8 protein-coding genes are annotated in these 12,170 nt (G+C 62.9%); 5 read left to right on the forward strand and 3 right to left on the reverse strand.

Features of this window, described 5'->3' with window-relative positions:
* Nucleotides 1–297: 297 nt before the first annotated feature.
* Nucleotides 298–5,154: a membrane-targeted effector domain-containing toxin gene (locus AO268_RS15055; RefSeq protein ID WP_099169127.1), complete on the reverse strand. Its 4,857-nt coding sequence runs from the start codon at nt 5,152–5,154 to the stop codon at nt 298–300.
* Between the two features lie 152 nt (nt 5,155–5,306).
* Nucleotides 5,307–6,383, reverse strand: a complete 1,077-nt coding sequence (gene mtnA / locus AO268_RS15060) for an S-methyl-5-thioribose-1-phosphate isomerase (RefSeq protein WP_099169128.1) — start codon at nt 6,381–6,383, stop codon at nt 5,307–5,309.
* 109 nt (nt 6,384–6,492) lie between these two features.
* Between mtnA and AO268_RS15065 the strand changes: the two genes are divergently transcribed.
* The 5 genes from AO268_RS15065 (at nt 6,493) to AO268_RS15085 (ending at nt 11,319) form a co-directional block, all read left to right on the forward strand.
* Entirely contained in the window at nt 6,493–7,824 is a 1,332-nt protein-coding gene (locus AO268_RS15065; protein ID WP_099169129.1) for a TRZ/ATZ family hydrolase, read from the forward strand.
* Nucleotides 7,825–7,887: 63 nt separating this feature from the next.
* A complete protein-coding gene (gene ubiG / locus AO268_RS15070) occupies nt 7,888–8,586 on the forward strand; it encodes a bifunctional 2-polyprenyl-6-hydroxyphenol methylase/3-demethylubiquinol 3-O-methyltransferase UbiG (RefSeq protein WP_003189760.1) in 699 nt (232 codons plus the stop codon).
* A 4-nt stretch (nt 8,587–8,590) separates the two neighbouring features.
* The gene (gene mupP / locus AO268_RS15075) at nt 8,591–9,262 is read left to right on the forward strand and encodes an N-acetylmuramic acid 6-phosphate phosphatase MupP (RefSeq protein ID WP_099169130.1); all 672 of its coding nucleotides are present in this window, start codon (nt 8,591–8,593) and stop codon (nt 9,260–9,262) included.
* A 51-nt stretch (nt 9,263–9,313) separates the two neighbouring features.
* Entirely contained in the window at nt 9,314–10,054 is a 741-nt protein-coding gene (locus AO268_RS15080) for a YciK family oxidoreductase (protein ID WP_099169131.1), read from the forward strand.
* A 338-nt stretch (nt 10,055–10,392) separates the two neighbouring features.
* On the forward strand, nt 10,393–11,319 hold the full coding sequence (locus tag AO268_RS15085) for a GGDEF domain-containing protein (RefSeq protein WP_099169132.1): 927 nt from the start codon (nt 10,393–10,395) through the stop codon (nt 11,317–11,319).
* A gap of 22 nt (nt 11,320–11,341) precedes the next feature.
* Here the strand turns inward: AO268_RS15085 and AO268_RS15090 are convergent, their stop codons facing one another.
* Complete coding sequence (locus AO268_RS15090; protein WP_232243941.1) at nt 11,342–12,100, reverse strand: TenA family transcriptional regulator; 759 nt, start codon at nt 12,098–12,100, stop codon at nt 11,342–11,344.
* Nucleotides 12,101–12,170: the final 70 nt, after the last annotated feature.

Genomic DNA, 12,170 nt, shown 5'->3' on the forward strand with positions numbered 1-12,170 from the left:
ATCCATACGGGACCAACGAAGCTCGCCGCCGCCGACATGATGCCTGGCAGCGACTTACGACAAATCAACGAGTTATGACACGGATCTGCGCATTAAAGGCCACCCCTTGGGGTGACCTTGGAAACCGCCGAATGGTATCACAATCGCCGCCACGCACCTATCCCCCTGATGCGCATGGTGTGTAGTTAGTTGACCAGTGACAGGCCTAATGAGGCCGAGAGGCGCTCAGAGGCCAACCACAGCGCAAATCCAGCGCTGAATTGCCCCCATTGTGCCCAGTAAAAGCCATCCGGCCTCTCAATTACCGGGCCCTTCCGGCTGACGCCGAGGGTAATGAGTCACATCCAGTTCGATCTCCACATCGGGCAAAGGGCCATCCGACCAAAAACCGCGCCTGCCAGGCGCCCTGACCACCGAGGGCTGGCCGGCCTGGGCGTCCCTGATCCGCACACCCATGGCGCCCGTAAGCTCGGCAACCCCCGGCACACCTCCTGTGGTATTCATATGGCGCTCTCCAACCCAGGCGATCCATTTGCCCCCGTCGACCGGGTGAAAGGTCTCAATCTGACGCACAGCAAAATAGTTCATTTCTGCCAGACGGTGCGTGAGATCCAGGGCAGGCTGATGGGTGTAGCGATCCCGGTGCAAAGTCAGGTAGTCATCATCCAGCCCCCGCACCCGCAGGCGACAGGCCTGGGCCTTTCTCGCCACCACACTGCGCGCACTCACAGACCCCGGTGGAACCAGGAGCATGGGCGACCCCGTGGCATGGCTGCCTTCGATATACAGTGTGCGAAAGCCCCGGTCATAGAGGGCCTGCATCTTATCGGTGAGAAACGCCACACTGGCGGCTTCGGTATGGTGCTCCCCCAGCACCCAGCCCTGCACGGCGTCAGGCCACGCCGCAATCAGGTCATCCACCGTTGCCGATGGCCCCAGGGCAAGAGGCGCAGGGCGTGGCGGCATCTGCACGGTCTCGAAGAAGCGCCGCCGATCCCGTGCGAACCAGGCGTCATAGTAGGCGATTGTTGATGGCGGCAGATTCAACATGCCATGACGGTTATCCCCGTAGCCATACGACATCAGATACTCCTCCTGAGGCAGCTCAAGGGACGGCTTGGAACCTGCCTTGCCCCCGCCCCGGGCCCCAACGGAATGCCACTGCCCAGGCCTGCCGGCATGCAAAAAGCCCAACTCACCGCGCCCCCGGGCATCGGTGACTTGCACCATCAACCCGCCCTCTTCATAGAGCTTGAAGTCGCTTTTGATCCGCAGCACCACGGCATTCCCCTGGGCATCCACCGGGCGAATCAAGTACTCCCCCGCAGCCGTGCGGTAAATACCCTTGGCATTAGGCTCCACCCCTTGCAGCAACGCGACGGCTTCATCCCGGGGCACGGCCGAGGCTTTCCAGGCCTCGGGGATGAACGAGACCGGCGCTTGTGGCCGGGCCTCCTGTAAAAGAGAGTACGCAGGCGCGGGCGGCGGCCTGAAAAACCTGCGATACATCGCCAAGGGTTTGACACCAATGGGCTGCCCTCCCTCGGTTATGGCCGCCAGACTCAAATAGTGCCTGGCGCCCCCGTCACGCAGGACCAGCCCCGGAATCGCCTGCCCGCGTGCGCGAAACGTTCGCACTGCCGTGTGGGCCAAGCGCTTCCACAGCCGCGGGACCGAAGCAACCCAATGCATCGCCCACGGCAGCATATCCAGCAGTACACCCGCCACCTCGGCCCCAAACATCACCTTATTGAAAGTCGATTGACGGCTGACTTGTGCATTGCTGACCGACCCCCGCTGCACAAGCTCCAGCAAGCGTAAAATCTGCAGATAGTACAAGCCCTGCAACAGTGACGACTCACAAGGCACCAGTTGCACGACCAGGGGCGGCAGGCGCTCTTGAGGCTTCACACTCCCGAGCACAAAAGACGCCAGGCCTTCGGCAAAGCGCTGGTACTTCAACCCCGACGAGACCAGGGTCTCGATCACCTGCATGGACCTTACGCACAATCGCTCCATTAAATAGGCTCGCCATTGCGGCTTGCCAAGCAGCGCTATCAACTCGCGCTCGCCGGGCAACGCCCGCACGTCCAGCCCATCAGGCGCATTGGGTGCGTAAAGCACTCGCCCGGCCTCTTCGGCGGTCGAGATCACCACCAGACCCTGCACCCACTGGCTCCCGCCAAGCTCAGGTTCAACGTCAGGTATGCCCAGCATCAAGAAATTCGCCACGACCACCTGCCCCGCCACCCGGGCCCGAGCCTGCGGCGCCCACGACGCCAGCACCGCCGCCACCCATTGCTGCACACGGTTTTGCCCCGGATCGGCGGCGGATGCGCCGCGATAGGCCGCAGGGTTGAAGCGCGCCGATTCGGCGGCGTATTCCAGGGTCGCGGCCTGGGCCGCCATCCAGGCCTGCGCCAGCCGTTCGGCGCCCGGCGAAGTCGCAGGCGGCGCGAAGGTTTTCTTGAGAATGTCCTCGCAATAATGATGCCCGGCATCGATCTCCTTCACCCACTGCTCAATCGTCTCGCGCGAGAGCTTGAGCGCCTCGCCACGCGCGTCGAATACCCGCCGCCCGTCAGCAAACGTCACATCCGCCTCAAGCGTGACCCTCGATGTCCAGGCGACGCTCCCCTCCCAGGGCTTGAGATTCTTGAGCGTCAGTTCAGTCAAGCTCATGCGTTCGACGCTGCCCCGCTCAACGGGAGGCGTCAGACCGGGGGCCGGCACGTAGGTAACCCGCACCGCTTCTGATCGAACGACGATGATCTGATCCGGGTCGATCTGCTCCACCGACGCCCCCGGCAAACCGCGCGCCTCCAAAAAGCCTCGCAGCCTGGCTCGCAGCTTCTGCCGGGCATAACCACGCAACGAAGGAACAGGTTCAAGCAACACAGCCAGGGCCTGGTTCTTTTCCTGCGCGGCCAATGCCATTTCCTGCAAACGCTGGCGGTCCGGGTCCGACAGGGCCTTTTGCCAAGCCGGCACCATCAGCGCTTCCAACAACCGATTGCGCGCAACAAAAGCCGCCGCCGTATCCAGTTGAGACGCCAGGTCAATCACACTATCCACCGCCCCAGGCCGTAGACGCTGACCTGCGCCGAGCACCTGACGCAGATCCTGTTGCTGCTTTGCCAGCAAGGCTGCGACCCCATCTGCGACAAAATCTCCCGCTATCGCGCTCGGAACAGACGCAAGCCGCCCCGCCCACCGACCGGTCTGCTTGTTGCGCACCGCAAGCGGCAGGCTGCCAGCCAGCATGACGCCCTCCGATGCGCCAGCGTCAAGACGCCGCTCCAGCTCAGCATTAAGGGCGGCCAGGCCAGGGAACGCTTCAAAACCCTGGGCGGCCGTCCACAAAACCAATGGCCCGGCCGGCGGGTTTGTGCTGTCAGCACTGAGAATGAATGCCGTGGCAAACCGCTCCCCACCAGCCAAGGCCAAACGGTAGACCTGGGGCCGCTGAGCGACGGGAAATGCCAGCTCACGGGCGCTGGCCGTCGGGTATTGCAATACGCTGTCGATCAGGGCTCGATCAGTAGCGGTTAAAGTGCCATCAACCCAACGCAGGGCCGCCTCGGTCGCCAGCATCTGTTTGCGCATCCGCGTCAGCAACTCATCACGCAGCCCCAGGTCGCGCTGAAATGTCTTCCAGAACGCCCCCAGCCTCTGTGCAAATTCTTGCTTGAGCGCCAGCAGCAGACGGCTGAGGGTGCCGACCGTCTGGAGTTTGTAGTCCTCCTCCAGGGTCTGCGGCTCGACGTAAAATGCCCCATCCGCCTGATCGTCATCGCGCTCCTCATCCCACCGCGCATCCAGCAATGACTCCAGGGTCTGGGACGCATACGGCTGCCGCTCGCCCTGTTCATCGAGCCGGGAACGGGTGAAATGAATCTGCTGCGGGCTGATCGCCCCGGTATAACTGGGGAACATCTGCCTCAACTGCTGCTGGAAAAACCCATCGAATCCGGGTGAGCCCGCCAGTAATTGGCCCATCAGGCTGTTGAGCTTATTGAGCTGCCGTATCAGGTTCTGTTGCTGATCACCAACCGCAAGCCCGGCGGAAGGCACGACCGGCAACGTGTCGGGACGCAATGGCCGACGGCGTACATCCCCCGGCAGGCCACTCGGCAGCGCGAGCACCTGGGCAACGCGTGCCTCGACGCCCGGCCTCACGGGGAAGAAGGCCGCACGCGCATCCACTTGTTGTTGGGCCAACTGTTCGTCCAGGACTTGCCCGAGCAAAGAGCCCCGGGCATCAGGCGGCATCCCCACCAGCGCCCATTGCGCGCGCTGCTGCCTGCGCAATGCAAGCACCTGCTCACGTTCAGGCTGGGCAACGTTGGCCAGGATTTCATCGCGCTCACCGGCCACAACCTGCTGCAGGCTGAGGGCGGCCAGCACCGCCGAGTCGCTGGCAAACTCCTCCAGGCCGCGCTGCGGGGTGTAGAGCAGTACTGGCCGGCTTTTGGTCAAGCCGCCCCGCCATGCCAACACAAATGCCGCCGACAGGTTGATGTCCTGCCCCGCGCCCTTGATCACCAGGCGATGCAGGACCACCCCGCTCGCGGGCTGCGCCGCGCTGGCCACCAGGCCGTGCAGCAGCGCCAAGCCATCCGCCGTGAGCCCCACCGCCGGGTCCGCCAGGTGATCGGCCCGACGCAACGCCGCCTCTGCGGCCAGTTCGCTGTAGCGATAACGCAGCCAGGTGTCGCGCATGCTCAGCTCGTTGCCTTGCCGACCCGGGCTGTACCAGAAGTGCTTCAAACCCTGGCTGAAAAGCTCGAACAGCCCCTGCAGATGCTGATCGAGCACCGTCACGAAGGCCTGGGGATCAATACCCAGCAGATCCTCACCCCTGGAAAAACCGCTTATTTGCGAGAGCTCAGGCGCCGTGCCTGTCACCAGAGCGTCCTGCAAGGCCTGTGTCATCGAGCGCTGCGCGGCACCGGGTGGTAGATCTTCAAGCAGCCAAACCGCATCAGGGTCGATTGCCATCCCTGGAAAGTGGCGATCCAACGCCCGCTGGAACGCTTCCCGGCTGATACGCGCCAGAGACGGCTGATGCTGCACCAGGCGTTCGCACAAGGCGCTTTCGGCTTGCAGTTGTTGCAGATGCCAGGCCCGACTGGGCACTGGAAGGACGCCCATCAGCTCACGGTCGTCAATAAGCGGATAAGGCGAGGGAGGAGAAGTCGCGCTAGACATGCAGAAGTGCCCCGAAGGTGATCATTGACCACCATCCTGCAAGAACCACTCACCCAGACGGCCTTAGACTTGTACTACCGCACCGCCAGTCGTCTTCAATGCAGGCGTTTACGGCACATCAACTTCGCCAGCTTGGCCGTGTCCGGCCGCTCGACAATGCCTTTTTCAGTCACAATTACATCGATCAAGTCGGCCGGGGTCACGTCAAACACCGGGTTGAAGGCACTCACATCGGCGGCAAACCGCTGGCCGGCCACCTCCAGCAACTCACCGGCCTCACGCTCTTCCAGGGCGACGTCATCGCCAGTGGCCATCATCAGGTCCAGGGTCGAGCTCGGCGCCACCACCATAAAACGCACGCCATGGTGCATGGCGCACACGGCCAGTTGGTAAGTGCCGATCTTGCTGATCACATCGCCATTGGCCGCGATACAGTCGGCGCCGACGATCACCCAGGTCACGCCCTTGGTCTTGAGGATATGCGCGCCCGCCGAGTCGGCGTTGACCGTGACCGGGATGCCCTCGCCCGCCAACTCCCAGGCAGTCAACCGCGAACCGTGCAGCCACGGGCGGGTTTCGTTGGCATAGACCTGCTCGACCATGCCCTCCAGAAACGCCGCGCGGATCACCCCAAGCGCAGTGCCCCCCCCGCCGGTGGCCAGGGCCCCGGCATTGCCATGGGTCAGGATGGCCTGGGCATTGCCCTGGTGTTTGCGGATCAACTCGACGCCCAATTGCGCCATGGTCAGGTTGGCTTCGCGGTCGCTTTCATGGATCGCGATGGCTTCGGCCTCCAGCACCGCCAGCGGGTCGGCGTGCTTCTTGAGGCGGTCAAGGCGATCGCGCATGCGCTGGAGGGCCCAGAACAGGTTCGATGCAGTGGGGCGGGAATCGGCCAGCAACGCGTAGTCCTCTTCCCAGGAGGCTTGCCAGTCACCGCCCTCGGCGATCCGCTGGCGGGCGGCAAGCACCAGGCCGTAGGCGGCACTGATCCCAATGGCCGGCGCGCCGCGTACCACCATGGCACGAATGGCGGCGGCCACTTCATCGACCGTCGAGTACCTCACCCAGCTTTCCCGGGCCGGCAACGCACGCTGATCGAGCAGGTGCAGTGCGCCATCACGCCAATCGATGGCCTTCACCTTCTCCGCAGCCAACAGTCGATCGCGCATCCCTTACCCCGCACTCGTGAACAAAAGCCGCCGATTATAGCGATCCGCCAGCCAAGACGCTCGGGTATACTTCGCCCTCCTGATCTCACCGCCCCGGACGCTGCTTGCTATGACACCACCCGCCGCCCCGCTCGACCTCCTGCTACTGCCAACCTGGCTGGTGCCGGTCGAACCTGCGGGCGTGGTGCTCAAGGCCCATGGCCTGGGCATCCGGGACGGGCGCATTGCGTTTATCGGGCCACGCGCGCAGGCGCTGAAACTGGCGGCCCAAGAAGTGCGCGAGTTGCCGGGCATGCTGCTCAGCCCGGGCCTGGTCAATGCCCATGGCCACGCGGCGATGAGCCTGTTTCGTGGCCTGGCCGACGACCTGCCGCTGATGACCTGGCTGGAAAAACACATCTGGCCCGCCGAAGCCAAGTGGGTCGATGAGGCCTTCGTACGCGACGGCACCGACCTGGCGATCGCCGAGCAGATCAAGGGCGGCATCAGCTGCTTCGCGGACATGTACTTTTTCCCCAAGGTCGCCAGCGAGCGCGTGCACAACAGCGGCCTGCGCGCGCAGATCGCAATTCCGATTCTCGACTTCCCGACCCCCGGCGCCGCCACTGCCGACGAAGCCCTGCGCCAGGGCATCGAACTGTTTGGCGACCTCAAGCATCACCCACGGATCAAAATCGCCTTTGGCCCCCATGCGCCCTATACCGTCAGCGATGCGAACCTGGAAAAAGTCCGGGTGATCGCCGAGGAACTGGACGCCGCCATTCATATGCATGTGCACGAGACCGCCTTTGAAGTGCAGCAGTCTGTCGAGCAGTATGGCGAACGGCCCCTGGCCCGCCTTGCGCGCCTGGGTTTGCTCGGCCCACGCTTGCAGGCCGTTCATATGACCCAAATCAGCGAAGAAGACCTGGCGTTGCTGGTAGAAAGCAACAGCAGCGTGATCCATTGCCCGGAATCCAACCTGAAACTGGCCAGTGGCTTCTGCCCCGTGGAACGCCTGTGGCAGGCCGGCGTCAATGTGGCAGTAGGCACCGACGGCGCGGCAAGCAACAATGACCTCGACCTGCTGGGCGAAACCCGCACCGCCGCGCTGCTGGCCAAGGCCGTTGCCGGCTCGGCCAGCGCCCTGGATGCCCATCGCGCACTGCGCATGGCCACCCTCAACGGTGCGCGGGCCATGGGCCTGGAGGCTGAAATCGGCTCGCTGGAGGTGGGCAAGGCTGCGGATATCGTGGCCTTCGACCTTTCGGGGCTGGCCCAGCAACCGATCTACGATCCGGTCTCGCAGCTTATATATGCCACCGGACGCGATTGTGTGAAACACCTTTGGGTCGGCGGCAAGCAACTGCTCGACGACCGGCAACTGACGCGCATGGATGAACCGCAACTGAACGCCACGGCCGTTGCCTGGGGCCGGCGCATCAGCGGACACCACGAATAACGCCGGCCCCGGCTCAGCATGCCGGGCCCGACACACTGTTTTATCGGATTTAGAGGACTACCCATGAGTAACGTCGACCACGCCGAAATTGCCAAATTCGAAGCCCTGGCCCACCGCTGGTGGGACCGCGAGAGCGAGTTCAAGCCCCTGCACGACATCAACCCGCTGCGGGTCAACTGGATCGACGAGCGGGTCAACCTGGCCGGCAAGAAAGTCCTCGACGTGGGCTGCGGCGGCGGCATCCTCAGCGAAGCCATGGCCCAGCGCGGCGCCACGGTGATGGGCATCGACATGGGTGAAGCGCCGTTGGCCGTGGCCCAGCTGCATCAGCTGGAGTCGGGCGTGAGTGTCGAATACCGGCAGATCACCGCCGAAGCCCTGGCCGAGGAAATGCCCGAGCAGTTCGACGTGGTGACCTGCCTGGAGATGCTGGAGCACGTGCCCGACCCGTCGTCGGTGATCCGCGCCTGCTTCCGTATGGTCAAGCCCGGCGGCCAGGTGTTTTTCTCCACCATCAACCGCAACCCCAAGGCCTACCTGTTCGCGATCATCGGCGCCGAATACATCATGAAGCTGCTGCCGCGCGGCACCCATGACTTCAAGAAGTTCATCCGCCCTTCCGAGCTGGGCGCCTGGAGCCGCCAGGCCGGGCTGACCGTCAAGGACATCATCGGCCTGACCTACAACCCACTGACCAAGCACTACAAGCTGGCCAACGACGTGGACGTCAACTACATGATCCAGACCCTGCGCGAGGAATAAGCCTGTGAAGTTGAAAGCGGTTCTTTTCGACATGGACGGTACGCTGCTCGATACCGCGCCGGACTTTATCGCCATCTGCCAGGCCATGCGCACCGAGCGCGGGCTGGCGCCGATCAACGACCAGCATATCCGCGATGAAATCTCCGGCGGCGCCCGGGCCATGGTGGCCGTGACGTTTGCCATGGACCCCGAGTCCCCAGGCTTTGAAGAGCTGCGCCTGGAGTTCCTGGAGCGCTACGTCAAGGGCTGCGCGATCCACAGCAAACTGTTTGACGGCATGGCTGAACTGCTGGAAGACATTGAACGCTCCAAGCTGATCTGGGGCGTGGTCACCAACAAGCCATTGCGCTTTGCCGAGCCGATCATGCAGCAACTGGGCCTGGCCCAGCGTTCGGCGCTGTTGATCTGCCCGGACCACGTAAAAAACAGCAAGCCCGACCCGGAGCCGTTGATCCTGGCCTGCAAGATGCTCGACCTGGACCCAGCCAGCGTGCTGTTTGTGGGCGATGACCTGCGGGATATCGAGTCGGGGCGTGACGCCGGCACCCGCACCGCCGCCGTCACCTACGGCTATATCCACCCCGACGACAACCCCCGCAACTGGGGCGCCGACGTCGTGGTCGATCACCCGCTGGAGCTGCGCAAGGTGCTCGATAGCGCACTCTGCAGCTGCTGACCGATGAAGCGCCAATGTGTGCTGCCCCACTGATTTTTTTTGAGGTCGATTATGTTTGATTACTCCGCACGCCCAGAATTGCTCAAGGACCGGGTCATCCTGGTCACCGGTGCCGGTCGCGGGATTGGTGCAGCGGCGGCCAAGACCTATGCCGCCCACGGTGCCACCGTGCTGTTGCTGGGCAAGACCGAAGCCAACCTGGCCCAGGTCTACGATGCAATCGAAGCCGCCGGCCACCCACAGCCGGTGGTGATCCCGTTCAACCTGGAAACCGCCCTGCCCCATCAATACGACGAGCTGGCGGCGATGATCGAAAAAGAATTCGGCCATCTCGACGGGGTGCTGCACAACGCCTCGATCATTGGCCCGCGCACCCCGATCGAACAGCTGTCGGGCGAGAATTTCATGCGGGTCATGCATATCAACGTCAACGCCATGTTTATGCTGACCGCCACCCTGCTGCCCCTGCTCAAGCTGTCCCAGGACGCTTCGGTGGTGTTCACCTCCAGCAGCGTCGGGCGCAAGGGCCGTGCCTACTGGGGCGCCTATGGCGTGTCGAAGTTCGCCACCGAAGGCCTGATGCAAACCCTGGCCGATGAACTCGACACCGTCGCCGCAGTGCGCGCCAACAGCATCAACCCCGGCGCCACCCGCACCAGCATGCGCGCCCAGGCCTACCCGGGGGAAAACCCGGCCAACAACCCGCTGCCTGAAGACATCATGCCGGTGTACCTGTACCTGATGGGCCCGGACAGCTCGGGGATCAATGGGCAGGCATTCGACGCGCAATAATCCTGACACCATCCTAATGTGGAGCGAGCTTGTCGGGTCGCTCCCACAAGGGCCCGGCGCCAAACTTCCAGCACGCCTTTTTCTCAAGAAATTCCATCCCCTTGTTTTATAAGCAATAAAAATAATTGCACGTAATGGCACGCTTTTCGCTCCACTTTGTTTAAGCAGGCGGTACGGCGTCAAGACGTGCGGCATGGGATCAGGGGTTATAACCCCTGGCAAAGCGGACTAAACTGTTCCCCAGGTTTTACGGAACTGAAGGAACAGTAAGACGCCTACCAGTGGCCGCTCCCATCGAGCCTGTAAGACAGCATTAAGTGCTTAGAGGCCATTCGTTTATGAAAACACCCACCCAGACCAACGCAATTGACTTCGACAGTGCCAAATTGCAACGCCTGGGCTTTGGCCAGCCCGCCCTTGTCGCACGGCGCCCCACCAGCCTCGCGCAACTGCGCCAGCAACTGAGCCTGCAATTGCAGACCAGCCTCGAAGCCGAGCGGATCCTGGGCCTGTTCTTTCGCGAAGTGCAGCGCCTGGTCCCCCTGGATGCCCTGCAATATCGCCATGAAGCCAGCGACCTGCGCCTGGACTATGGCCAGCGCGGCCATCATTGCGTGAGCTATCACCTCAGCCACCAGGGCGAACACCTGGGGGAACTGGCGTTTCGCCGCAACCAGCGCTTCAGCGAAGAGGAACAGGGCCACCTGGAGTCACTGCTGGCCAGCCTGCTCTACCCCATGCGCAATGCCCTGCTGTATCGCGCCGCGACCCGCAGTGCCCTGCGCGATCCACTGACCGAGACCGGCAACCGGATCGCCATGGACCAGACCCTGGGCCGGGAGATCGAGATGGCCAGGCGGCACTTGCATCCGCTGTCCTTGCTGATGCTCGACATCGATCACTTCAAGCGCATCAATGACAGCCACGGCCACGCCACCGGCGACAAGGTGCTCAAGGCCGTCGCGGCCTCGATCAAGGGCCAGTTGCGCAATGTAGACATGGTGTTTCGGTTTGGCGGCGAAGAGTTTCTGATCCTGCTGTCCAACACCGGCCGGGATGCTGCGGCCCTGGTTGGCGAACGCCTGCGCCAGGCAGCGCAGGCCCAGGACTACTGGGCGGACACCACGCGGATCGAATTGACGGTGAGCCTGGGTTGCGCGACCTTGCTGGCGGGCGAGTCGGCCGAGAGCCTGCTGCGCCGGGCCGACAATGCCTTGTATGTGGCCAAGCGCGAAGGCCGCAACCGCCTGGCAATGGCGGGGTAAACGCTACCCCGCCCTGCCTGGGTCAGGCTTCGCTGGCCGCCAGTACCTGGCGCTCGCGGGTCACTGGGGCTTTCTCCAATTGCATGCAGCGCTCCAGGAACAGGTACATATAGTCGTAACTCTTGCACACAGCCTGGCGCAGTTCCACTTGCAACGCCTTGCTCGGGTTCATCCCCGCCAGGGTGCAGATGATCTCCAGCGCTTCCCACGGGTGGGCGTCGTCGTACTGGGCATGCATCTTCAGCCACTTCATGGCGCGCTTGCGATCCTCTTCAGGGAAAGCAGCGGCATACACGCCCGTCGAACATACCAGTGCAGACCACTCCCCAGTGGCCCCCTCGATCGCATAGTTGGTGGCGGCAATGGCCACGATCAACGAATCGGCCGAACTGGTGTGCCAGCACCAATGACTCAGTGCGTGCAACTCGGGCGGTACGTTCTGCGCCTGCAGTTCTTCCAGGCCTACGCCATGGGCGCGTGCCCAATGCATCCAATAATCGGCATGATTGAGTTCCACGCGAATATTGCGCATCAACCAACGTCGCGCCATATCCTCGCCAGGGTGGCGGGCGAACTTGGTCTTGGTCAGGTTTTGTGCCATGTACAACGCAAACTGTTCCACCACTGGCCAGCCACCGATCAGGTAGTGGCGCATGGTCTTGGCACTGAGCTTGTTATCGCGCATGCGCTGGTACAGTTCGTGTTCGACAACCCGGCGCTTGCTCTCGCTACAATCCTGGATCAATTGCTGAGCCCAGGTAGGGTAGCTTGAGGCTTCCATAAGCGGGCCGGTTCTGCTGAATGTGTCGATCACTGTCGGGATCCTTTTGATGTGTGATGTGTACAGACCA

Source organism: Pseudomonas sp. ICMP 8385 (genome assembly GCF_002699915.1).
GTDB lineage: Bacteria > Pseudomonadota > Gammaproteobacteria > Pseudomonadales > Pseudomonadaceae > Aquipseudomonas > Aquipseudomonas gessardii.

What these genes read in the sequence shown, in the direction of transcription:
- AO268_RS15055 (WP_099169127.1), bottom strand. Translation starts at nt 5,154, where the DNA reads ATGGGCGTCCTTCCAGTGCCCAGTCGGGCCTGGCATCTGCAACAACTG.
- mtnA (WP_099169128.1), bottom strand. Translation starts at nt 6,383, where the DNA reads ATGCGCGATCGACTGTTGGCTGCGGAGAAGGTGAAGGCCATCGATTGG.
- AO268_RS15065 (WP_099169129.1), top strand. Translation starts at nt 6,493, where the DNA reads ATGACACCACCCGCCGCCCCGCTCGACCTCCTGCTACTGCCAACCTGG.
- ubiG (WP_003189760.1), top strand. Translation starts at nt 7,888, where the DNA reads ATGAGTAACGTCGACCACGCCGAAATTGCCAAATTCGAAGCCCTGGCC.
- AO268_RS15080 (WP_099169131.1), top strand. Translation starts at nt 9,314, where the DNA reads ATGTTTGATTACTCCGCACGCCCAGAATTGCTCAAGGACCGGGTCATC.
- AO268_RS15085 (WP_099169132.1), top strand. Translation starts at nt 10,393, where the DNA reads ATGAAAACACCCACCCAGACCAACGCAATTGACTTCGACAGTGCCAAA.
- AO268_RS15090 (WP_232243941.1), bottom strand. Translation starts at nt 12,100, where the DNA reads ATGGAAGCCTCAAGCTACCCTACCTGGGCTCAGCAATTGATCCAGGAT.